Annotated in this window: 25 protein-coding genes; 16 read left to right on the top strand and 9 right to left on the bottom strand. The window is 72.4% G+C overall.

Annotated elements, in window-relative coordinates; translation table 11 throughout:
- Positions 1 to 894 (top strand): Lrp/AsnC family transcriptional regulator (locus tag AKI01S_RS41900; protein WP_067831333.1); only part of this gene is annotated, 894 nt, incomplete at its 5' end.
- On the opposite strand, the gene AKI01S_RS54470 is transcribed toward AKI01S_RS41900, so the two are convergent.
- Positions 827 to 1,738, bottom strand: a complete 912-nt coding sequence (locus tag AKI01S_RS54470; protein WP_067831331.1) for a LysR family transcriptional regulator — start codon at positions 1,736 to 1,738, stop codon at positions 827 to 829. The two genes, AKI01S_RS41900 and AKI01S_RS54470, sit on opposite strands and share 68 nt — an antisense overlap.
- A 69-nt stretch (positions 1,739 to 1,807) precedes the next feature.
- Between AKI01S_RS54470 and AKI01S_RS41890 the strand changes: the two genes are divergently transcribed.
- On the top strand, positions 1,808 to 2,350 hold the full coding sequence (locus tag AKI01S_RS41890) for a hypothetical protein (protein WP_067831329.1): 543 nt from the start codon (positions 1,808 to 1,810) through the stop codon (positions 2,348 to 2,350).
- On the opposite strand, the gene AKI01S_RS41885 is transcribed toward AKI01S_RS41890, so the two are convergent.
- Both AKI01S_RS41885 and rpsT read right to left on the bottom strand, forming a co-directional pair.
- Positions 2,295 to 2,834, bottom strand: a complete 540-nt coding sequence (locus AKI01S_RS41885) for an RNA 2'-phosphotransferase (RefSeq protein WP_067831327.1) — start codon at positions 2,832 to 2,834, stop codon at positions 2,295 to 2,297. The genes AKI01S_RS41890 and AKI01S_RS41885 overlap by 56 nt on opposite strands.
- Before the next feature lie 117 nt (positions 2,835 to 2,951).
- Entirely contained in the window at positions 2,952 to 3,221 is a 270-nt protein-coding gene (rpsT, locus tag AKI01S_RS41880) for a 30S ribosomal protein S20 (protein ID WP_067831335.1), read from the bottom strand.
- A 255-nt stretch (positions 3,222 to 3,476) separates the two neighbouring features.
- Between rpsT and lepA the strand changes: the two genes are divergently transcribed.
- Positions 3,477 to 5,315, top strand: coding sequence for a translation elongation factor 4 (lepA, locus tag AKI01S_RS41875; protein ID WP_067831326.1), 1,839 nt, complete (start codon positions 3,477 to 3,479; stop codon positions 5,313 to 5,315).
- Between the two features lie 229 nt (positions 5,316 to 5,544).
- Entirely contained in the window at positions 5,545 to 6,294 is a 750-nt protein-coding gene (locus AKI01S_RS41870; RefSeq protein ID WP_067831324.1) for a Uma2 family endonuclease, read from the top strand.
- 59 nt (positions 6,295 to 6,353) lie between these two features.
- On the opposite strand, the gene AKI01S_RS41865 is transcribed toward AKI01S_RS41870, so the two are convergent.
- Together AKI01S_RS41865 and AKI01S_RS41860 are read right to left on the bottom strand one after the other, a co-directional pair.
- Positions 6,354 to 6,845 carry a DUF4870 domain-containing protein gene (locus tag AKI01S_RS41865; RefSeq protein ID WP_067831322.1) on the bottom strand — a complete coding sequence of 164 codons (492 nt, stop codon included), beginning with the start codon at positions 6,843 to 6,845 and terminating at the stop codon, positions 6,354 to 6,356.
- Positions 6,846 to 6,954: 109 nt separating this feature from the next.
- Positions 6,955 to 7,824, bottom strand: coding sequence for a hypothetical protein (locus AKI01S_RS41860; RefSeq protein ID WP_067831321.1), 870 nt, complete (start codon positions 7,822 to 7,824; stop codon positions 6,955 to 6,957).
- A gap of 199 nt (positions 7,825 to 8,023) precedes the next feature.
- Between AKI01S_RS41860 and AKI01S_RS41855 the strand changes: the two genes are divergently transcribed.
- The 4 genes from AKI01S_RS41855 to AKI01S_RS41840 all read left to right on the top strand — a co-directional run bounded on the left by AKI01S_RS41855 (position 8,024) and on the right by AKI01S_RS41840 (position 11,257).
- Positions 8,024 to 8,491: a hypothetical protein gene (locus AKI01S_RS41855; protein WP_067831320.1), complete on the top strand. Its 468-nt coding sequence runs from the start codon at positions 8,024 to 8,026 to the stop codon at positions 8,489 to 8,491.
- A 3-nt stretch (positions 8,492 to 8,494) separates the two neighbouring features.
- Positions 8,495 to 9,706, top strand: coding sequence for a radical SAM family heme chaperone HemW (gene hemW / locus AKI01S_RS41850; protein WP_067831318.1), 1,212 nt, complete (start codon positions 8,495 to 8,497; stop codon positions 9,704 to 9,706).
- Between the two features lie 178 nt (positions 9,707 to 9,884).
- Complete coding sequence (locus AKI01S_RS41845) at positions 9,885 to 10,574, top strand: hypothetical protein (RefSeq protein ID WP_157420544.1); 690 nt, start codon at positions 9,885 to 9,887, stop codon at positions 10,572 to 10,574.
- Positions 10,571 to 11,257, top strand: a complete 687-nt coding sequence (locus AKI01S_RS41840) for a hypothetical protein (protein ID WP_157420543.1) — start codon at positions 10,571 to 10,573, stop codon at positions 11,255 to 11,257. The genes AKI01S_RS41845 and AKI01S_RS41840 overlap by 4 nt, the downstream gene beginning before the upstream one ends.
- Before the next feature lie 25 nt (positions 11,258 to 11,282).
- Here AKI01S_RS41840 and AKI01S_RS41835 read toward each other — a convergent pair whose 3' ends face one another.
- Together AKI01S_RS41835 and AKI01S_RS41830 are read right to left on the bottom strand one after the other, a co-directional pair.
- Entirely contained in the window at positions 11,283 to 11,984 is a 702-nt protein-coding gene (locus AKI01S_RS41835) for a DUF4870 domain-containing protein (protein ID WP_067831313.1), read from the bottom strand.
- 30 nt (positions 11,985 to 12,014) lie between these two features.
- Positions 12,015 to 12,830 (bottom strand): DUF3097 domain-containing protein, encoded by an 816-nt coding sequence (locus tag AKI01S_RS41830; RefSeq protein ID WP_157420542.1) that lies wholly within the window; start codon positions 12,828 to 12,830, stop codon positions 12,015 to 12,017.
- A gap of 163 nt (positions 12,831 to 12,993) precedes the next feature.
- On the opposite strand from AKI01S_RS41830, the gene hrcA reads away from it, so the two are divergent.
- The 3 genes from hrcA to AKI01S_RS41815 all read left to right on the top strand — a co-directional run bounded on the left by hrcA (position 12,994) and on the right by AKI01S_RS41815 (position 15,977).
- Positions 12,994 to 14,007, top strand: a complete 1,014-nt coding sequence (gene hrcA / locus AKI01S_RS41825; protein WP_067831309.1) for a heat-inducible transcriptional repressor HrcA — start codon at positions 12,994 to 12,996, stop codon at positions 14,005 to 14,007.
- Complete coding sequence (gene dnaJ, locus AKI01S_RS41820; RefSeq protein ID WP_067831307.1) at positions 14,008 to 15,144, top strand: molecular chaperone DnaJ; 1,137 nt, start codon at positions 14,008 to 14,010, stop codon at positions 15,142 to 15,144.
- A 101-nt stretch (positions 15,145 to 15,245) separates the two neighbouring features.
- Positions 15,246 to 15,977 carry a 16S rRNA (uracil(1498)-N(3))-methyltransferase gene (locus AKI01S_RS41815; protein ID WP_067831305.1) on the top strand — a complete coding sequence of 244 codons (732 nt, stop codon included), beginning with the start codon at positions 15,246 to 15,248 and terminating at the stop codon, positions 15,975 to 15,977.
- A gap of 60 nt (positions 15,978 to 16,037) precedes the next feature.
- Here AKI01S_RS41815 and AKI01S_RS41810 read toward each other — a convergent pair whose 3' ends face one another.
- Together AKI01S_RS41810 and AKI01S_RS41805 are read right to left on the bottom strand one after the other, a co-directional pair.
- A complete protein-coding gene (locus tag AKI01S_RS41810) occupies positions 16,038 to 16,709 on the bottom strand; it encodes a hypothetical protein (protein ID WP_067831304.1) in 672 nt (223 codons plus the stop codon).
- Entirely contained in the window at positions 16,706 to 17,293 is a 588-nt protein-coding gene (locus AKI01S_RS41805; protein ID WP_067831302.1) for a SigE family RNA polymerase sigma factor, read from the bottom strand. The genes AKI01S_RS41810 and AKI01S_RS41805 overlap by 4 nt, the downstream gene beginning before the upstream one ends.
- A gap of 350 nt (positions 17,294 to 17,643) precedes the next feature.
- Between AKI01S_RS41805 and AKI01S_RS41800 the strand changes: the two genes are divergently transcribed.
- The 5 genes from AKI01S_RS41800 to AKI01S_RS51370 form a co-directional block, all read left to right on the top strand.
- Entirely contained in the window at positions 17,644 to 18,000 is a 357-nt protein-coding gene (locus AKI01S_RS41800; RefSeq protein ID WP_067831301.1) for a histidine triad nucleotide-binding protein, read from the top strand.
- Between the two features lie 152 nt (positions 18,001 to 18,152).
- Positions 18,153 to 19,211 (top strand): PhoH family protein, encoded by a 1,059-nt coding sequence (locus AKI01S_RS41795; protein WP_067831300.1) that lies wholly within the window; start codon positions 18,153 to 18,155, stop codon positions 19,209 to 19,211.
- Between the two features lie 6 nt (positions 19,212 to 19,217).
- The gene (gene ybeY, locus AKI01S_RS41790) at positions 19,218 to 19,697 is read left to right on the top strand and encodes an rRNA maturation RNase YbeY (protein ID WP_067831299.1); all 480 of its coding nucleotides are present in this window, start codon (positions 19,218 to 19,220) and stop codon (positions 19,695 to 19,697) included.
- On the top strand, positions 19,694 to 21,001 hold the full coding sequence (locus AKI01S_RS41785; RefSeq protein ID WP_067831298.1) for a hemolysin family protein: 1,308 nt from the start codon (positions 19,694 to 19,696) through the stop codon (positions 20,999 to 21,001). The genes ybeY and AKI01S_RS41785 overlap by 4 nt, the downstream gene beginning before the upstream one ends.
- A gap of 85 nt (positions 21,002 to 21,086) precedes the next feature.
- Positions 21,087 to 21,753, top strand: a 667-nt coding sequence (locus AKI01S_RS51370) for a hypothetical protein (protein WP_157420540.1), incomplete at its 3' end; no start/stop codon positions are given.

Genomic DNA, 21,753 nt, shown 5'->3' with positions numbered 1-21,753 from the left:
CCCCGCCGCTACCGGCGGCTGCGCGCCGAGGCGGGGCTGCGCGTGGTCGGGCTGCCCGACCTCCACCAGGCGGGGCGGACCCGGTGGGTGGTGCGGCTGACCGCCACCCCGGCCGCCGCCCGGTCGCTCGCCCGCGCGCTGGCCCGGCGCCCCGACACCTCCTGGGTGCGGCTCACCAGCGGCGGCACCGAGATCTTCGCGATCGTGGACGCCCCGCACGGCGGCGGGGCCGCGGCGTCGCTGCTGCTGCGGGACGTGCCGCGCAGCGGCGGCGTCCTCGGGGTCTCCGCGCACTGCCTGCTGCACACCTACCGCGGCGGCCCCACCACCTGGCACGGCCGCGTCCGCGCCCTCAGCGAGGAGCAGTGCCGCCTGCTCGCGCCGCCGACCGCGGAGCCGGTGGACGGGCCCCCTCCCACGGACGCCGAACGCGCGCTGATCGACGCCCTCCGGCACGACGGCCGCGCCACCCACGCCGACCTGGCCGGGGCCACCGGCTGGTCACCGGACACCGTGGCGCGGCGGCTGGCCGCGCTGCGGGCCCGGGGTGCGGTCTTCTTCGACGTCGAGATCGACGACGCCGTGCTCGGCGTGACGACGCAGGCCCTGCTGTGGATGTCGGTCGCCCCGGCGCACCTGGACCGGGTCGCCGCCACCCTGGCGGCCCATCCCGAGCCGGCCGCCGTCGTCGCCACTACCGGCCCCACCAACCTGCTCGCCCAGGTGCTCTGCTCCGACCCCGCCGACCTGCACCGCTATCTCACGCGCCGGCTCGGCGCCCTGCCGGAGATCCGCGCCGTGGAGTCGGCGCCGGTCCTGCTGACCCTCAAGGCCGCCGGTCATCTGACGCCCGCCGCCCGTCCCGCGCCGCGGCGGGGGGAAGCCGGGAGCTGATCGCCGCCAGCAGCCCGGTGACCAGCGGGTCCCCGGCGCGGTCGGGGCGGTGGACGGCGTGGTAGGGGACCGCTGGGAGGTCGGTGATCTCCCGGGCCACCAGGCCCTCGGGAACGCGGACGCAGCCGTTCACCACCGCCGGGCCCACGCCCAGCGCCGCGAAGTGCAGGATCAGCGGCCAGCCCGACGCCTCCACCGCCACCGACCACGGGACCTGCGCGGCGCGCAGCGCGCGTTCCAGCATGATCCGGTGCGGGCCGTGCGGCGGCGGGACCACCAGGGAGGCGTCCGCCAGGTCGCCCAGGGTGAGGGACGGGCGTCCGGCCAGGGGGTGGTCCTCCGGCGCCACCAGCACCTGCGGATAGGTCGCCAGGTGCACGGCGGTCAGGTCGTGGGGGAGCACGTCCAGGACCGCCACGCCCAGGTCGGCGCGGCCGGTGCGGACCGCCGCCAGGGTGCGGGCGCGGTCGCCGTTGACCAGGCGCGGGCGGGGCGCGGCCGTGCGGACCGCCTCGCCCAGCAGGTACAGGAACGCCCCCTCGCCCGCCGCCAGGACCGGGACGCGGCCAGGGGAACGGCCCTGCACCTCGGCCAGGAACGCGGTCGTCCGGTCGTCCAGCTCGCGCGCGAACCGCGCCACCGCCTCGCCCTCCGGCGTCAGCGTCAGCCGCCGCCCCTCCTTGCGGTACAGGGGGCGGTCCAGCGTCTCGGCCAGCTTGCGCACCTTGACGTGCAGGGCGGGCTGGGAGATGTGCAGCTCCTCGGCGGCCCGCGTGAAGTTGAGATGCTTCGCGAACACCGCGAACGACGCCAGCGCGTCGGTGGAGAGCCGACCCAGTTCCATAGGCAGAGACTATGGCTCCGGGAGCGATCCATAGTTCTGTTCGAGTGGCGCGGCCCCCAGGCTGAGATCATGAACACCACGGCATCACCCCGGCTCGGCGTCGACTTCGGCCGGGTCGTCCACGGCGGTCCGCTCGCCCCCGGCGACGCCGACACCGCCTTCCTGAGCGGCGGCTTCGCCGAGGCCCTCGCCTCCCCGGCCACCGAGGGGGCCTTCGAGGTCCTGCCCCGCTTGGTCGCGCTCTTCGAGGGGCGCGCCTGGATCATCTCCAAGTGCGGCGAACGCGTGCAGCGCCGCACCCTGGCCTGGCTGGACCACCACGACTTCCACCGCCGCACCGGGCTGCCCCGCGGCAACGTGCGGTTCTGCCGCAAACGCGCCGACAAGGCCGTCCACTGCGCCGAACTCGGCATCACCCACATGATCGACGACCGGGCCGACGTCCACCGCGCCCTGGCGGGGACCGTGCCGTACCGCTACCTGTTCGGGCCGCAGGCGGGACCGGCGCCCGAAGGCGTGCGCACCCCGCTGACCTGGGCCGAGACCGAAGAGATGATCAACGCAGATATCCGGGCGGCACCCGCTCCACGAGCCACACGCCGTTCGCGCTGACCCGGAACTCGTGACCGTCGGCGGCCATCGCCGCCGCGTCCACCACCAGCACCACCGGACGCCCCCGGCGCGCGCCCACCCGCCGCGCCGTCTCCGCGTCCGGCGACAGGTGCACCGCGTGCCGGTCCATCCGGCGCAGCCCCTCGCGGCGGATCGCCGCAACCGCGCGCTCGGTCGTCCCGTGGTACAGCAGCGGCGGCGGGGCGGTCACCGGCAGGTCCAGGTCCACCTGGACCGTGTGCCCCTGGTTGGCGCGGATCCGCCGCCCCGCGGGGTCGAACGCGTACCGCCGCTTGTCGTTGGCCGCCACCACGTGCTCCAGCTCGTCCCGCGTGATCGGGAAGCCGTGCCGCGCCGCGGCCGCCAGCAGCTCGTCCACCTCGGCCCAGCCCTCGGGCGACAGCGTCAGCCCGATCCGCTCCGGCCGGTGGCGCAGGTGCTTGGCGAGATATTTGGAGATCTTCACCAGGCGGCGTTCGTCCATGGGGTCGTCCCCGGAGAAAGACGGCACGGAGGAGGACAGCACGACGAGGCCGTGGTCCCCGAAGGGATCACGGCCTCGTCGAGAGCGTGACGTTCACCCGGCCGCGGCCGGGTGCGGTCACTTGGCCTGGAGTTCGGCGGCGCGCTTGGCGATGGCCGACTTGCGGTTGGCGGCCTGGTTCTTGTGGATGACGCCCTTGCTGGCGGCCTTGTCGAGCTTGCGGGCGGCGTGGCGCTGGGCGGCGATCGCCTCCTCGACGTTGCCAGCGTCAGCGGCCTCGCGGAACTTGCGGATGGCCGTCTTCAGCTCCGACTTGACGGCCTTGTTGCGAAGGCGCGCCTTCTCGTTCTGCTTGTTCCGCTTGATCTGGGACTTGATGTTAGCCACGTCGTAGAGCCTCAGCTTGTAGGTTGCGATCTTCACCTGCCACCGAGGGGTGGACAGGCACCAACGAACGTTGAACGGGGCGGACGGTGCCCCGGGGCACGACGCTACGCCACACGCAGTGGCTCAGCTTACCAATCCCGCGCGCGGGCCCAAAACCAGACGGGCTGCACGGAGCACCGCGCGGAACATGGGACTATGGGATAAGGCAAGATCTGCCAGTTCCCTGCCCACCCGCGAGTTTGCGAACGGACCCCGGTGCCAGCGCCTGAGCCCAACAAGACCGACCCCGCGATCATCCGCAACTTCTGCATCATCGCGCACATCGACCACGGCAAGTCGACGCTCGCCGACCGGATGCTGCAGTTGACGGGGGTCGTCGAGGAGCGCCAGATGCGCGCCCAGTACCTCGACCGCATGGACATCGAGCGCGAGCGCGGCATCACGATCAAGAGCCAGGCGGTCCGCCTGCCCTGGACCGTCGACGGCCGGGAGCACGTCCTCAACCTGATCGACACGCCCGGCCACGTCGACTTCTCCTACGAGGTGTCGCGGTCGCTGGCGGCCTGCGAGGGCGCGGTCCTGCTGGTCGACGCCGCGCAGGGCATCGAGGCGCAGACGCTGGCCAACCTGTACCTGGCGCTCGACGCCGACCTGCACCTCATCCCGGTCCTCAACAAGATCGACCTGCCGGCCGCGCAGCCGGAGAAGTACGCCGAGGAGCTCGCCGGGATCATCGGCTGCGACCCCTCGGACGTGCTGCGGGTCTCCGGCAAGACCGGCGAGGGCGTCACGGAGCTGCTGGACCGGATCGTGGCGACCGTGCCCGCCCCGGTCGGCGACCCCGACGGCCCGGCCCGCGCGCTGATCTTCGACTCGGTGTACGACACCTACCGGGGCGTGGTCACCTACGTCCGGATCATCGACGGGCACCTGTCGCGCCGCGACAAGAGCCTGATGATGTCCACCGGCTCGGCCCACGACACCCTCGAGGTCGGCGTGATCTCGCCCGAGCCCAAGCCGGTCGGCGGCCTGGGCGTCGGCGAGGTGGGCTACCTGATCACGGGCGTGAAGGACGTACGGCAGGCGCGCGTCGGCGACACCGTCACCACCTCCGCGCGGCCCGCCGCCGAGCCGCTGGGCGGCTACCAGGACCCGAAGCCGATGGTGTTCTCGGGCCTGTACCCGATGGACGGCGACCAGTACCCCGACCTGCGCGACGCGCTGGACAAGCTGCGGCTGAACGACGCCGCGCTGGTCTACGAGCCGGAGACCTCGGCGGCGCTGGGCTTCGGTTTCCGCTGCGGGTTCCTCGGCCTGCTGCACATGGAGATCGTCCGGGAGCGGCTGGAGCGCGAGTTCAACCTCACGCTGATCTCCACCGCGCCCAACGTGGTCTACAAGGTGGTGATGGAGGACGGCTCCGACCACGTCGTCACCAACCCCAGCGAGTTCCCCGAGGGCAAGGTCGCCACGGTCTTCGAGCCGGTCGTCCGGGCCACCGTCCTCACCCCCTCGGACCACATCGGCGCGATCATGGAGCTGTGCCAGGGCCGCCGCGGAGTGCTGCTGGGCATGGACTACCTGTCGGAGGACCGGGTCGAGATCCGCTACACGCTGCCGCTGGCGGAGATCATCTTCGACTTCTTCGACCAGCTGAAGTCCCGCACCCGCGGCTACGCCTCGCTGGACTACGAGCCCAGCGGCGAGCAGGAGTCCGACCTGGTGAAGGTGGACATCCTGCTCCAGGGCGAGTCGGTGGACGCGTTCAGCCAGATCGTCCACAAGGACAAGGCCCGCGAGTACGGCCTGATGATGACCTCCAAGCTCAAGGAGCTCATCCCCCGGCAGCAGTACGAGGTGCCCATCCAGGCCGCGATCGGCTCGCGCATCATCGCCCGCGAGAACATCCGCGCCATCCGCAAGGACGTCCTCGCCAAGTGCTACGGCGGTGACATCTCCCGTAAGCGCAAGCTGCTGGAGAAGCAGAAGGAGGGCAAGAAGCGGATGAAGACCATCGGAAGGGTCGACGTCCCGCAGGAGGCCTTCGTCGCGGCGCTGAACACCGCCGAGCCTGCCGACAAGCCCAAGAAGTAGGCGGTGCTGGGGCGGGCAAGAAGCGGATGCTGTGTCTCCTGCGGAAGGGGCGACGTCCCGCAGGAGGCCTTCGTCGCCGCGCTGAACACCGCCGAGCCCGCCGACAAGCCCAAGAAGTAACGCTTTCGCGGACATCCCCGTGACGCTGTGCGTCCCGGGGATGTCGCGTTTCCCGGGGGATCGCGCAAAGCGGTGGTGACGGGCTGTCCGCGCGGGGAGACTGGGCGTTGTGAATCACACGCTGCTGCACCAGGTCCTGGTCTCGGACCTGGTGGTCCCGATCGGGCTCGCCGAGGAGCCGGGGCAGGAGTCGCTCACCGGGTTCGGCGCCCGGCTGTCGGACGACACCTGGATCCGCTGCGACCTGATGGTCTACCGCGCGGACCAGGCCCGCGGCGACCTCTGGTACGTCCGGGGCGCCCCGCTGCTGGCCGTGGAGGTGGTCTCCGCCGCCTCCCGCATCCGCGACCTGGGCACCAAGAAGGACCTCTACGAGCGGTTCGAGGTGCCCGCGTACTGGGTGGTGGAGGTCCGGGACGACGGGCCGCGGGTCCACGTCCACGAACTCGGCGACGACGGCCACTACGGCGAGGGTGTCGTGATCGCCGGGGGCCGTTCGGCCGCCCTGACCCGCCCCTTCCCGATCGAGCTCGCCCCCGACAAGATCTTCGACCGGCTGCCCGGCCGTCCCGCCCCCCGAAGGAGTGCCACCGTGTCCGAACGGACCGCCGCCCGCACCGCGGGCCCCGACCTGCCGGGCAGCGAAGAGCCGATCCTCATCGACGCGTTCGGGCACCGCTGGCCCACCGGCGCGGAGAAGGTCGAGCTGTGGGACGGCTGCCCGGTGTTCTACGGCGAGTGGGACGAACGCGACGTGGAGATCGCCGAACGCACCTACCCCGGTCGCGTCGTGCGCCTGGACCAGCCGCCCGGCGAGCCCGGCACGATGACGATCCTCCCCGGTCCGGCCGGGGACTGACGGGCGCGCCCCGCCGTCCCGTGCGGGCGGCGGGGCGCGGCCTCATCCGACCGGGGACCTTACTTGATCAAGGGCCAGGCCAGTACCGCGGGCACCTTGCGGAACTCGCCGCGGTTGGCCGCCCGCGCCGCGTAGACCAGGAACACCATGATCGCGGCGGTGAAGACCAACGGCACCCACACCAGCGGCTCGAACAGCAGCTGGAGCACCAGACCCGCCACCCACACCACGACCGACGCGATGCCCATGTTGAGGCCCTGCGCGGCGTGCCGGCGCACGAACGGCGAGCGCGCCCGTCCCAGGTAGACGACCGCCGGGGCGATCACCGCGACCAGGAACTGGCCCACGTACGCCATCAGCGCCCAGGTCTTCTCCTCGTCGCTCACCGGACCGAAGTGGCCGGGCTGCTGCGCGCCCCGGCCCTGCTGAGGCTGCTGCTGCCAGCTGCCCTGGGGCTGCTGCTGCCAGGCGTTGCCCTGCTGCTGCCAGGGCTGCTGCTGCCAGCCGGGCTGCTGACCGGGGCCGGGCTGCGGGGGAGGCCCGTAGGCCATGGGAGGGTCCTCCGAGTTCCTGCGGTGGCTGTTTGCGAAGTGTACGACTACTTCGACGCGCGCGGGGTTCGCAAGTTCCCGCGCTTCGTGGGGGATCCGCCGTGGGAGGTCACCGCCAGGCGTCCGCCAGCACGTCCGGCAGCCGCAACCCGACCGAGGTGAACCGGCCGCCGCGCTCGTCGGGACCGCCGAGGGTGAGGCCCATGGCGCGCAGGAGGTGGTGTCCGTGCCGGCGCTCGATCTCGTGGCCGAGCCCCTCCAGCAGCGCGACCACGTCGGCGGCGGGCTCGTCCAGCAGGTCGATGCCGTCCAGCCGGAACCGCAGCTCGGGGTTGCCGCCCCAGCCGGCGGGGCGCGTGCCGTGGACCTCGCCGAGGCGTTCCACGCCGTCGCCGCCGACCTGCGTGGACACGTGCAGCGCGCCGCGCCCGACCCGCACGCTGCGGTGGTCGTTCCAGCCGCACAGGAACGACGCGCGCGGCGGCGCGGTCCCGACCTGTCCGGCGACCGCGCCCAGGGTGGCCCAGGCGTCGGCGGCGAGCGTGGAGAACAGCAGGTGGTCGTCGGGCAGCACCGCGCCGCGCCCCGGCTCCAGCGTCACCACGAACGGCCGCACCTCGCCGGGGAACCGCGCCGGGTCCGGGTCGCGCAGCGTGACCAGGCCCTCCCACTCCACCGGGTCGGCCACCGCGAACCAGGTGATCTCGGCCTCCACGCCGAGCTCGGCGAAGGTCCGGTCGGTCAGCTTCCAGCCGACCAGTTCGCGCAGGTCCTCGGCGTCCTGGGCCAGCCGCCGCCGCCACCAGGCGGGCGCCTCGTCGCGGCGGCCGCGTCCGCTCCACCGCACGCCCTGTCCCGGCAGCTCCCCGGTCTCCGGCTCGCCGTGCTCGGTGAACAGCGTCCACCGCCAGCCGTCCGGCCCGCCGGTCAGCACCACCCGCACGGGCTTGCGTCCGAAGTTCGCCCCCTGTTTCCGCACCCGGCCGACCCTATCCGCCGCGCCGCCCCCGACGACAGCGGATCTTGTGACGGGTCGGCCGGAGACGCCCGGAACGTCCCGGACGCGGCTCGCCGGGACACGCCGGTCATCCCCGGCCCCGCGCCGATCTGCCGATACGGTCGGGGGAGCAGTCGTCTGGACGGGGCACGGACGCCCCGGGTTATCGGAGGTTCGCAGGGTGACGCACTCCGAGCAGGTTCTCCGTACTCCGCGGGAACGGGAGACGGTGAACGGCGCGGTCCGCGCACTGCGCTCGGCCGCCCCGCTCGGCTGGACGAGGCTCGCCCTGGAGTTCCGCGCCACCGTCGGCATCGACAGCGCCCTGTTCGAGATCACCGACCCGGACGGGGCCGTGCGCGCCGCCACCCCGCCCGGCCGCGCCGTCGGGAAGATGGACGAGCTGCGGCGGGCGATGTACCGGCGCGGCAAGGGCGCCTGGTTCACCGCCCGGCTGGAGGTCGAGCGGTCCGGTCGCTGGACCGTCGAGTTCGACTACGACGCCGAGCCCGACTTCACGCCCCCGCTGCCCCCGGCCGCCTACGCGCAGGACCTGGACCGGTTCCCGCGCGCCGAGGAGCACATCCCCGGCTGGCTGGGCGACAAGCTGCGCAGGGCCCGAGCATCGGGGAACGCGCGGCAGACTTGAGGGGTGCCCGCGACCCTTCCCGATGGTGACCCCGTACCCGCCGACGGGACGCTGCCCCGCAGCGCCCTGACGGGGCTGGGCGAGCGCCCGTTCGCCTTCTACGTGCACGTGCCGTTCTGCGTGACCCGCTGCGGCTACTGCGACTTCAACACCTACACGGCGACCGAGCTGGGCCCCGGCGCGAGCCGCGACTCCTACGCCGACACCGCCGTCGCCGAGGTCCGCATGGCCCGCCGCGTCCTCGGCGACGCCGACCTGCCCGTCCGCACGGTGTTCGTCGGCGGCGGCACGCCCACGCTGCTGCCGCCCGGCGACCTCGGGCGGATCCTGAAGGCGATCGACGCCGAGTTCGGCCTGGCCCCGGACGCCGAGGTCACCACCGAGGCCAACCCCGAGACGGTCGACCGGGCCTACCTGGACGGCCTCCGCGAGGCGGGCTTCACCCGCGTGTCCTACGGCATGCAGAGCGCCCGCGAGCACGTGCTGAAGGTGCTGGAGCGCACCCACACCCCCGGCCGGGTCCCGCAGGTCGTGGAGTGGACCCGGCAGGCGGGCTTCGCGCACGTCAACCTCGACCTGATCTACGGCACCCCCGGCGAGAGCGACGACGACTGGCGCGCCTCCCTGGAGGCGGCCCTGGCCTGCGGCCCCGACCACGTCTCGGCGTACGCGCTGATCGTCGAGGAGGGCACCCGGCTGGCCGCCCAGGTCCGCCGCGGCGAGCTGGCCGCCCCCGACGACGACGCGATGGCCGACCGCTACCTGATGGCCGAGCGGATGCTCAGCGCCCACGGCCTGACCTGGTACGAGATCTCCAACTGGGCCGCCTCGCCCGACGCGGCCTGCCACCACAACCTGCTCTACTGGACCGGCGCGGACTGGTGGGGCGTCGGACCCGGCGCGCACAGCCACGTCGGCGGCACCCGCTGGTGGAACGTCAAGCACCCCGCCGCCTACGCCGCCCGCCTCGCGCAGGGGACCACCCCCGCGCACGCCCGCGAGGTCCTGGACGACGAGGACCGCCGCATCGAACGGATCATGCTGGAGCTCCGGCTGGCCGACGGCTGCCCGGCCGACCTGCTGGACGGGGCCGGGGCCCGCCGCGCCGTCGCCGACGGCCTGCTGGAACGGGCCCCCTACGAGGAGGACGGCCGCGCGGTCCTCACCCTGCGCGGCCGCCTCCTCGCCGACGCGGTCGTCCGCGACCTGACCTGAACCGCGGTGAGCTTTATTTAACATCGCCGTCACATTTGGCGCCGACGGATGCAATAAAGGCGCGAATTAGTGCCTGGGCACTAGTGGCAGTGGGATTTCTGGTCCTGTTTCCCGGAGGTCGGCCGCTGTTAGCCTTCGTCGCGTTCCAGTCGGAAATCGCTCAACGGAGGGCGAAAACGTGACGCAGATTCTTCGCCGTGGCCTGGCCGTCGCGGCCGGGGCGGTGGTGGCCGGGGCCGTGCTGGCGCCGTTGCCCGCTCATGCGGGTACGGATGTCGGGGCGGCGTCGGCGCTGGGTAAGAAGACGTTCTCCTACTCCTACTCGGAGGGGTACTGCTTCTATTCCAAGCCGTTGAAGAAGGCGATGAAGGTCCGGGTGTCGGGGAAGTTGCGTTATGTGCGCAACGCCTACAAGTTCAACCGGGGAATCCGGGTGCGTTTCCATGACCCGACGCTGGTGGAGCCGAAGGTGACGTTGGCGACGGCGACCAAGTGCTCCGGCGGCCGGGCCGCCAAGGTCTCCAAGGCCAAGGTCGAGCAGCTCTGGTACGACTGGTCCTGCAAGACCAACGTCTCGGTCTTCGTCGGCCTGCCCTGGCAGGCGGGCGTCGGCGCCACCCGCTCGTGCGGCAAGACCAAGCGCGCGCACCGCTCGACCGGTTACGGCTCGGGTTCGGGCTTCGTCCAGCACAACTCGGGCGCGCCGGCCAAGTGGGGCTGGGGCCGCGACGGCAAGGGCATCAAGAAGGGCGGCAAGATCTGCCTGCACGGTGACGGCGCGGCGACCATCTGGTCCGGCAACCGGTCCGACAGCGTGATCAGGGCGCTCGACGTCTGCGTCCCGGCCTCCTACAAGGGCCTGTCGTGATCCGCCGTGGCCTGGCCGTCGCGGCCGGGGCGGTGGTGGCCGGGGCCGTGCTGGCGCCGTTGCCCGCTCATGCGGGTACGGACGTCGGGGCGGCGTCGGCATTGGGCAAGAAGGCTTTCTCGTACTCCTATTCGGAGGGGTACTGCTTCTATTCGAAGCCGTTGAAGAGGGCGATGAAGGTCCGGGTGTCGGGGAAGTTGCGTTATGTGCGCAACGCCTACAAGTTCAACCGGGGAATCCGGGTGCGTTTCCATGACCCGACGCTGGTGGAGCCGAAGGTGACGTTGGCGACGGCGACCAAGTGCTCCGGCGGCCGGGCCGCCAAGGTCTCCAAGGCCAGGATCCTCCAGCTCTGGTACGACTGGAACTGCAAGTCGTCGGTCGGCGTCGTCCTCGGCCGGGGCAGCCAGTTCGGCGTCAGCCTGAGCGGCACGCGCTCGTGCGGCAAGACCAAGGTCGCCAGCCGCTCGACCGGTTACGGCGCGGGTTCGGGCTTCGTCCAGCACAACACCGGCGCGCCCGTCGGCTGGAGCTGGGGCCGCGACGGCAAGGGCATCAAGAAGGGCGGCAAGATCTGCGTCCGGGGCGACGCGGGCGCCACCATCTGGACCGGCAACCGGTCGGACACGGTCGTCAAGCCGCTGAAGGTCTGCGTCCCGGCCTCCTACAAGGGCCTGTCGTGACGGCGGGTACCGCCGCTTCCCGGGCTCAGCGGAACATCGGCCAGGCCATGAAGGCCGGGAAGCGGTAGTACTCGCCACGGTTGCCCGCGACCGCCGCCAGGATCAGGTAGACGATCATCGCGATCGCCTGGGCCGCGGTGGTGAGGATCCCGATGACCAGGAAGATCAGGATGATGTTGACGAACATGTACACCAGCTGAGTGATCGCGAAGTTGAGGCCCTGGGCGCCGTGCCAGCGCAGGAACGGCGACTCGTCCTTCTTGATCAGGTAGACCAGCAGCGGCGCCAGGAACCCCAGCAGGAACTGGCCGAGGTGGCACAGCACCGCCCAGGTGCGGTCGTCGGAACTGGCCGGGGCGCCGTGCCCGTACTGCTGCCCGTACTGCTGGCCGTACTGCTGGGCGTGGGGCTGCATCTGGCCGTAGCCGGGGGCCTGCCCGTAACCGGCGTACGGGTCGTAGCCGGACTGGGCGTAGCCCTGCTGCCCGTAGTCCTGCTGCCCGTACCCCGGCGGCGCGTAGGGCTGCTGGCCGTAACCCTGCTGCCCGTACCCCGGTTGCTGGTCGTACCCCTGTTGTCCGTAACCCTGTTGGCCATACCCCTGCTGACCGTAACCCTGCTGGTCGTGGCCCTTGTAGGGCTGCTGCTCCTGGCCGGGCCAGCCATGGCCCTGCTGGCCGGGGGTCTGTGGTTGATGGTCGGGACGTTCCGGCGGGCCTTGCGACATGGCGGGCTCCTCGGTGGAGCGGACGGTGGCCTAGGGGGCGGTCACGAAGTCGATCAGCTCCTCGACCCGGCCCAGCAGGGCCGGCTCCAGGTCGGCGTAGGTGGTCACCGAGCCCAGGATGCGTTTCCAGGCGGTTCCCACGTCATCCCCCCAGCCGAGTGCGGCGAGCACCCCCTCCTTCCAGGGTACGCCGCGAGGGACGCGTGGCCAGGCGTCGATTCCGACGGCCGACGGCTTGACGGCCTCCCACACGTCGACGAACGGGTGCCCGCACACCAGAACGTGCGGCGACGTCACCCGGGCGGCGATCCGGCTCTCCTTGGAGCCCTCCACCAGGTGGTCCACCAGGACGCCCAGCCTGCGCCCCTCGCCGGGCCCGAACTCCTCGACGATGGCGGGCAGGTCGTCCACGCCCTCCAGGTACTCCACCACCACGCCCTCGACGCGCAGGTCGTGGCCCCAGATCTTCTCGACCAGCTCGGCGTCGTGCACGCCCTCCACGTAGATGCGGCTCTCCTTGGCCACCCGTGCCCGCAGCCCCCGCACCGCGACCGATCCCGACGCCGACCGCGCCGGTCCGGCGGGCGCGGCCGCCGGGCGCACCAGCGTCACCGGCCTGCCGTCGATCAGGAAACCCGCCTTGGCCAGCGGGAACACCCGCCGCTTGCCGAAGCGGTCCTCCAGCGTCACGCCGAACTTGTCGCAGGAGACCACCGCGCCGCAGAAACCGCTGGCGGGGTCCTCCGCCACCAGCCCCGGCTCGGCGGGCACCTCGGGGATCTGACCTTTGCGGGGCAGCCGCCAGTCCCCCGCCAGCACGTCGTTTCCGTAGTCCTTACTCCGCACAGGCCAGCACATTAATCCGCCGGGACGCCGGGACCCGGAAGATCCTCGTCGCCGGGCGTGGCGGACGCCGCACGGGCGCGGCCCTCCAGAGTGGGCCCGCCGGGTCGTACACTTGGCACTCGAAAGTATGGAGTGCCAGTACAGGGGCAGGGGAGGTGACCACGTGCTCGACGACCGGAAACTCGCGGTCCTCCGCGCGATAGTCGAGGACTACGTCTCCACCAACGAGCCGGTCGGCTCCAAGGCCTTGGTGGATCGGCACAGGCTCGGGGTGTCCTCGGCGACCATCCGTAACGACATGGCGGTGCTGGAGGAGCAGGGCTACATCACCCAGCCGCACACCAGCGCCGGGCGGATCCCGACCGACAAGGGCTACCGGCTGTTCGTGGACCGGCTCTCGACGATCAAGCCGCTGTCGGCGGCCGAGCGCCGCGCCATCGAGACGTTCCTCAGCGGCGCCTACGACCTGGACGACGTCGTCGGACGCACGGTGAAGCTGCTGGCGCAGCTGACCCGCCAGGTCGCGGTCGTGCAGTACCCCTCGCTGACCCGCTCGACCGTGCGCCACGTCGAGCTGGTGCCCGTCGCCGTGAACCGGCTCCTGCTGGTGCTGATCACCAACACCGGCCGGGTCGAGCAGCGGGTGATCGAGACCCCCGGCCCGGTGTCGGAGGAGTCGATCGGGCACCTGCGGGCGCTGCTCAACACGTGCCTGGACGGGTGCGGGCTGAGCGAGGTCCCCACGGCCGTGGCGGAGCTGCCCGAGAAGGTGGGCGCCGACGACCGGCCGGTCGTGGCGTCGGTGCTGAGCGTGCTGCTGGAGACCCTGGTGGAGAAGCACGAGGAGAAGATCGTGTTCGCCGGGGCCGCCAACCTCGCGGCGGTGGACTTCTCCCGCAGCCTGCGCGACGTGCTGGAGGCGCTGGAGGAACAGGTCGTGCTGATGCGCTTGCTCGGCGAGGCCGGAGACTCCTCTAGTGTTACGGTGCGGATCGGCACCGAGAACCCCGACGAGGGACTCCGATCGACCTCGGTGGTCGTCGCCGACTACGGCGTCGGCGACCACACTCTGGCCCGGCTGGGAGTGCTCGGGCCGACACGCATGGACTACCCCGGCACGATGGGAGCGGTACGGGCAGTGGCACGCTACGTGGGACAGATCCTGGCGGGGTCGTAAGTGGCCAACGACTACTACGCGACCCTCGGCGTCGGCCGTGACGCCACGGCCGACGAGATCAAGAAGGCCTACCGGCGGCTGGCGCGCGAACTCCACCCGGACGTCAATCCGGATCCGGAGACCCAGGAGAAGTTCAAGGAGATCACCCAGGCCTACGAGGTCCTCTCCGACCCGCAGAAGCGGGAGATGTACGACCTGGGGGCCGACCCGTTCGCGCGGGGCGGCGCGGGGGCCGGCGGCGGCTTCGGCGGCGCGGGCTTCCCGTTCAGCGACATCATGGACGCCTTCTTCGGCACCGCCACCGCGCGCGGCCCGCGCAGCCGCGCCCGGCGGGGCCGCAACGCCACGCTGCGCGTCGAGCTGGACCTGAACGAGACGGCGTTCGGCACCACGCGCGAGCTGACGATCGACACGGCGGTGCTGTGCGAGACCTGCCACGGCGACGGCACCGCGCCCGGCAGCCACCCCGAGACGTGCGAGACCTGTCACGGGCGCGGCGAGGTCCAGCAGGTGCAGCGGTCGTTCCTCGGCCAGGTCATGACGGCCCGGCCGTGCCCGACCTGCGGCGGCTTCGGCAGCATCATCCGGCATCCGTGCTCGGAGTGCTCCGGCGACGGCCGGGTCCGCACCCGCCGCACCGTCAAGGTCAAGATCCCGGCGGGCGTGGAGAACGGCATCCACATCCAGCTCGCCGGGGAGGGCGAGGTCGGCCCCGGCGGCGGCCCGCCCGGCGACCTGTTCCTGGAGATCGTCGAACGGCCGCACCCGATCTTCGAGCGGGAGGGCGACGACCTGCACTGCACCGTCGAGATCCCGATGACGGCCGCCGCGCTCGGCACCACCGTCACCGTGGAGACCCTGGACGGTCCCGAGGAGGTCGACATCAAGCCCGGCACCCAGTCCGGCCAGGTGATCACCATGTACGGGCGGGGCGTGCGGCACCTCAACGAGAGCGGCCGCGGCGACCTGCTGATCCACATCAACGTGGAGACGCCGACCAAGCTGGACGAGGAGCAGGAGGAGCTGCTGCGCCGGCTCGCCAAGCTGCGCGGCGAGGAGCGGCCGCCGGGCAAGTTCGCGCCCGGTCACCGCAGCGGCGTGTTCTCGCGTCTCAAGGACGTGTTCAACCAGCACTGAAGAGAGACCGTGGCGGCCTATCACGAAGGCCGCCACGGGACGCCCCCGCCGCGTTGAGGGACCTCCCTCGCGCGGCGGGGTTTTCCGTATGAGGGGGTTTCATGAGTCCGCCGGTGTTCCTGGCCGAGGACGGCCTGCCCGACAGCGGCACGGTGGTCCTGGACGGCCCCGAGGGGCGGCACGCCGCGACCGTGCGGCGGATCGGCCCGGGGGAGCGGGTCGATCTCACCGACGGGGCCGGGACGCTCGCCGAGTGCGTGGTGACGGCCGCCGCCAAGGCGTCGCTCACCCTGGAGGTGCTGTCGCGGCGCGTGGACCCGGCGCCCAGCCCCCGCCTGGTGGTCGTGCAGGCCCTGCCCAAGGGCGACCGGGGCGAGCTGGCCGTGGAGACCATGACCGAGGTCGGCGTCGACGTGATCGTTCCGTGGTCGGCGTCGCGCAGCATCACCCAGTGGCGGCCCGAACGCCGCGAGAAGGCGCTCGGCCGCTGGCGCAACACCGCCCGCGAGGCCGCCAAGCAGGCCCGCCGCAGCCGCTTCCCCGAGGTCGCCGAGCTGGAGTCCACCAAGCAGGTGGCGCGGCGCGTCGCGGCGGCGTCCCGCGCGGTGGTCCTGCACGAGGAGGCCACCGAGCGGCTCAGCGCGCTGGAGCCGCCCGCGGACGGCGACATCGTGGTGATCGTCGGTCCGGAGGGCGGGATCGCGGACGACGAGATCGCCGCGTTCACCGCGGCGGGCGGGCGGACGGCGCTGCTGGGGCCGACCGTGCTGCGCACGTCCACGGCCGGCGTCGCGGCGGCGGCGGTCCTGCTCGCCGCGACCGGCCGCTGGTAGCGGGCAGGCGGCGGCGACCGTCCGCCGGCGGCGGCCGGACGGCGGGAACGGCAGGGGGGATCAGGGGTTGGCGGGGGCGTCCGGCTGCTGGCTGGAGTCCGTCGTCGGGGACTCGCTCGGGGCCGGGGTCGTGGGGTCCGTCGAGGTGGACGGGGTCGGCGTCACCGACGGGGTCGGCGTCGTCGTGGTCGGCGGCGGCGTGGTCGGGCACGGCGAGCCCGACGGGGAGGCGCCGGTGGGAGAGCCGCCGGTGGTGGAGGTCTGGTCGGCCGGCGTTCCGGAGGTCTCCGCCGGGCCGCACGTGGTGGTGCCCGACGACGAGGGCTGCGACGAGGACTGGGAGCTGGTCGGCACGCCGCTGCCGTCGGTGCCGGAGGAGGAGCTCGGCTGGCCGGGGCCCGACGGGCTCAGCGTGCCCGTGCCGGGTCCGCCGGGGTGGCCGGGGCCGCCGTCGTCGGAGTGGCCGTTGCCGCTGACGGTCCGTTCGATCAGGCCGATGGTCTCCGGGGCCGAGACCCCGAGACCGGCGATCGCCACGGCCGCGCCGACCGCCAGCAGCGGACGGGACCAGGTGGCGGTGAACCACTCCCAGCCGAACCGGCGGCTCCGGCGGTCGGCGATCCGGGTCCGGATGATCTCCAGGCCCTCGGCCGAGGGGCTGACCGTCTCCGCCTCCGCGTGCAGGGCCCGGCGCAGCACCTCGCCGAGCTCGTCGTGGGGGTCGGTGGTCATGAGAACTGCTCCAGGACGTTGCGTAGCGCGGCCATCCCGCGGGCGGTGTGGCTCTTGACCGCCCCGCGGGATATGCCCATGGTCTGGGCGATCTCCGCTTCTGACAAATCGGCGTAGTAGCGCAGTACGAGCGCCTCGCGCTGTCGCGCGGGAAGCCGGTGCAGCGCCGCGACCACCGCCGAGCGTTCCAGCTCGCCGATGGCCCCGGCCTCCGCGCTGGGCGCGTCGGGCAGACCCTTGGGCGCGTACTTCTCCACGACCGCGCGGTGCCGCAGTACCGAACGCGATCGGTTCACCACGGCCTGGCGCAGGTAGGAGAGGGCCTTGTCGGGATCGCGCAGGCGACGCCACCCGCCGTGCATGGCGACGAACGCGTCCTGGACGACCTCCTCGGCCGTCCCGACGTCACGCACCAGCATTGCGGCGAGTCGCACCAGCGAGCGGTAGTTGGCGCTGTAGAGCGCCGTCACCGCCTGGTCGGCGTCCCAGGCGACGGCCACCGTTCCCGCTGTGCCCCTGGCCACGAGGGTCTCGGTCACGTCAGTTGGACGCGCACCCTCGTCGTCCGGTTTACGAAAGGGCATCTTCTGCTTGCCTCGGTCACCTATCCGCCGCCGTGCCGCCCCCGGGACCGTCCATTCGCATGGTCGCCCCCCGGATTCGGCGTGAGTGAACAGGCGGGCCCCGGCCGAGCGACGCCGGTGGCCGAACGGTACGTGCGTGCGTCGGGGGGAACGCCTGAATTGCCAACCTTAGCCAGTGAACGGGGCGCATGCGGCCGATCCGGCCCAGATTGATCAGCGCGACCTTACCGGGGGGCGCACCGTCCTGTGAACGTCCTGTCGGGCCGGGATCGGCGGCCGGGCGCGGCCGCCCGGCCGCCCGGACCCGCCCCCGGTAGGATCCGCCTCGTCCGCACGCTGGGAGGAGACCGATGACGGCATCGGAGAGTGACTGCCTGTTCTGCAAGATCGTGGCCGGCGAGGTGCCCGCCACGATCGTCCGGGAGTCGGCGGGCGCCGTCGCGTTCCGCGACATCAACCCGCAGGCCCCCACGCACGTGCTGGTGATCCCGCGCGCCCACCACCCGACCGTCGGCGAGCTGGCCGCCGCCGACGCCGAGCTGCTGGCCGAGGTGTTGCGCGAGGCGCACCGGGTCGCGGTGGACGAGGGCGTCGCCGACAACGGCTACCGCGTGGTCTTCAACACCGGGGCGCAGGCGGGCCAGACCGTCTTCCACGTGCACGCGCACGTGCTGGGCGGCCGCGGCCTCAACTGGCCGCCCGGCTGATCCGGGGCCGGCGGATCCGCGGCCCCGCCGGGGCCGCGGCGCGGGAAAATGCGGAGACGGGACGCCGGGGCCGCCCAGTACCATGGAGACGACACACGCTGGACACCCGGAGCAGACAGAAGGCAGGTCGGAGAGGCCGCAAGGCCCGGCTGATGGTCGAATCAACTCACGCGGGACGCGCTGGAGGCAACGGCGCCAGGTCCCAGATCAAGATCGTGGTGCCGGACGACCACTCGATGGTGGGCCTGCTGGGCTCCCGGGACGAGTTGCTCCACGTCATCGAACGCGCGTTCCACAGCGACATCCACGTGCGCGGCAACGAGATCACCGTGACCGGGCCCGAGGGTGAGACCGAACTCGTCTCCCGACTGTTCGAGGAGCTCATCGCCCTGCTGAAGCGCGGGACCCAGCTCACCCCTGACGCCGTGGAGCGAAGCCTGGCGATGCTGCGCAACCAGACCGACGAGCGCCCGGCCGAGGTGCTCACCCTCGACATCCTGTCCGGCCGCGGCCGGACCATCCGGCCCAAGACGCTGAACCAGAAGAAGTACGTCGACGCGATCGACAAGCACACGATCGTGTTCGGCATCGGCCCGGCGGGCACCGGCAAGACCTACCTGGCCATGGCCAAGGCGGTCAAGGCGCTCCAGGACAAGCAGGTCAACCGGATCATCCTGACCCGGCCGGCCGTGGAGGCGGGCGAACGCCTCGGCTTCCTGCCCGGCACCCTGTACGAGAAGATCGACCCGTACCTGCGGCCGCTGTACGACGCGCTGCACGACATGGTCGACCCCGACTCGATCCCGCGCCTGATGGCCGCCGGGACCATCGAGGTCGCCCCGCTGGCGTACATGCGCGGCCGGACCCTGAACGACTCGTTCATCATCCTGGACGAGGCGCAGAACACCTCGCCCGAGCAGATGAAGATGTTCCTGACGCGGCTGGGGTTCGGGTCCAAGGTCGTGGTCACCGGCGACGTCACCCAGGTGGACCTGCCCAACGGGCAGCAGAGCGGCCTGTCGGTGGTCCAGGGCATCCTGGACGGGGTCGACGACATCTTCTTCTGCCGGCTGAACAGCCACGACGTGGTCCGGCACAAGCTGGTGACCGACATCGTGGACGCCTACAACCGCTACGACGCGGAGAAGGTGCCGGAGTTCAAGCAGGGGGGCGCGGGCCGTAACGGTGCGGGCCGCAAGCGGGGGCGTTAGACACACATGAGCATCGAGGTCGTGAACGAGTCGGGCGTCGAGGTCGACGAGGAGAACCTCGCGGCCCTGGCCCGGCACGCGCTGGACGCGTTGCGCGTCAGTCCGCTGGCGGAGCTGTCGCTGCTGCTGGTGGACGAGGAGGCGATGACCGAGCTCCACGTCAGGTGGATGGACGAGCCCGGGCCGACGGACGTGCTGTCGTTCCCCATGGACGAGCTGCGGCCCGGCCAGATGGACGGCGGCGCCGACGAGGACGGCGAGCTGGACCCGGCGCTGCTGGGCGACGTGGTGCTGTGCCCGGCGGTCGCCGAGCGGCAGGCCAAGGAGGCCGGGCACACCACGCGGGACGAGCTGGAGCTGCTCACCGTGCACGGCATCCTGCACCTGCTCGGCTTCGACCACGCCGAGCCCGAGGAGCACAAGGAGATGTTCGGGCTCCAGGCCGAACTGCTCACGTCCTGGCGGGACGAGCGCGGCCGGTCGTGAACACGACGCAGTGGTGGCTGCTGGTCATCGCGGTCGCGCTGGTGTTCGCGGCCGGGCTGCTGGCGGCGACGGAGGCCGCGCTGGCGCGGGTGTCGCGGGTGCGCGTGGAGGAGCTGGTCCGCGAGGACCGGCGCGGCGCGCGCAGGCTGGCGGCCGTGGTCGCCGACCCGGCCCGCTACCTCAACATGGTGCTGCTGCTGCGGATCAGCTGTGAGCTGGTCGCCACGGTGATCGTGGCGGACCTGTGCATCGGCTGGCTGGACGAGGGCTGGTCGGCGTACGTCACCGCCGCCGCGATCATGATCGTGGTGAGCTATGTCGCGGTCGGCGTCGGGCCCCGCACGCTGGGCATCCAGCACGCCGACCGGTTCGCGCTGGCGGGCGCGGGGTTCATCCACCCGGTGACGCGGGTGTTCGGGCCGCTGCCCCGGCTGCTGATCCTGCTGGGCAACGCGCTGACGCCCGGCAAGGGGTTCCGCGAGGGCCCGTTCGCCTCCGAGGCCGAGCTGCGCGACCTGGTGGACCTGGCCGAGCAGCGCAGCCTGATCGAGCCGGACGAGCGCCAGATGATCCACTCGGTGTTCGAGCTGGGCGACACCCTGGTGCGCGAGGTGATGGTGCCGCGCACCGACATCGTGTTCATCGAGCGCCACAAGACGCTGCGGCAGGCGATGTCGCTGGCGCTGCGCAGCGGGTTCTCGCGCATCCCCGTGGTGGGGGAGAACGAGGACGACGTGATCGGCATCGCCTACCTCAAGGACGTGGTGCGCCGCGTCCACGAGCACCGCGAGGGCGAGTCGGTCGAGACGGTCGAGTCGGTGATGCGGACGGCGACCTACGTCCCCGACTCCAAGCCGATCGACGAGCTGCTGCGCGAGATGCAGGCGCGGCAGATCCACCTGGCCATCGTGATCGACGAGTACGGCGGCACCGCCGGGCTGGTCACCATCGAGGACATCCTGGAGGAGATCGTCGGGGAGATCACCGACGAGTACGACGTGGAGATCCCGCCCGTGCAGTGGCTGCGGGAGGCGCGGGAGGCGCGGGTCACCGCGCGGCTGCCGGTGGAGGACCTGGCCGAGCTGTTCGACGTGGAGATCGACGCGGCCGAGGTGGACACCGTCGGCGGTCTGCTGGCGCACGCCCTCGGCCGGGTGCCGATCGCGGGCTCCACGGCCGTGGTCGCGGGCCTGTCGCTGACGGCCGAGAGCATCGCCGGACGCCGCAACCGGATCGGCACGGTGCTGGCGCGGCGCGTCGAGCTGGACGACATGCCCGTCCAGAACGGTGAAACCGCTGTTTGACGGGGCCTACCCGCCCAGACCGCGACGTTAAACGACACCGTCCCCCTGGGAACGATCTTGCGGGTCGAGGATTCGGGGGGACCTCATGGCGCGCAGGGCTCGGTGGGCGCTGCCGCTGGCGGCGCTGGGGGCGTCGGCGGCGGTGGCGGGCTGCGGGACGACACGGGCGACGCTGGCGGCGCAGGAACGGCCGGAGGCGGCGATGACCGCCGCGCTGCTGACGGCCCGCGAGGTGCCGAAGGGCTGGCTGCCCGCCGAACGGCAGCGCGTGTTCGAGGGGATCCGCCCCACCGACCCCGACTGCGCGCGGCTGCTGCGGCTGGCCGACGCGGACGGCGACCGGGGACCGCGCGGCCTGCGGAACGCGCCGCAGGCGCACGTGGTGTACTACCTGCCCGATCCGGGCGCGACCCTGGCCGCGCGCGTCTTCCGGCTGCCGCCGGGCGGCGCGGCCGCGCGCCTGGCCGAGGCCCGCGCCGCCATCGCCGGATGCCCCCGGCTGGGCATGGAGGTCGGCGACGACCGCGAGGTGCGGCTGCGGCGGGTCCGGCCGCCCCGCCCCGGGCGCCTGCTCCCCGACCAGGTCGGGGTCCGCTACCTGTACGGCTCGGGCGGGCGGCGGGCCGGGCTGGACGTGCTGGTGGCGCGGGCCGGGGACGACCTGCTGGTGGTGGCGGCCCCCGGCGCGTTCGGCGGGGGCGGCGCGAGGCTCATCGAGCGGGCCGAGGCGCGGGCGCTGCGCAAGCTGCGGG

Origin of the sequence: Actinomadura kijaniata NBRC 14229 (assembly GCF_001552175.1) — a bacterium.
Taxonomy (GTDB): domain Bacteria; phylum Actinomycetota; class Actinomycetes; order Streptosporangiales; family Streptosporangiaceae; genus Spirillospora; species Spirillospora kijaniata.
This window is presented reverse-complemented; position numbering and strand designations above follow the sequence as displayed.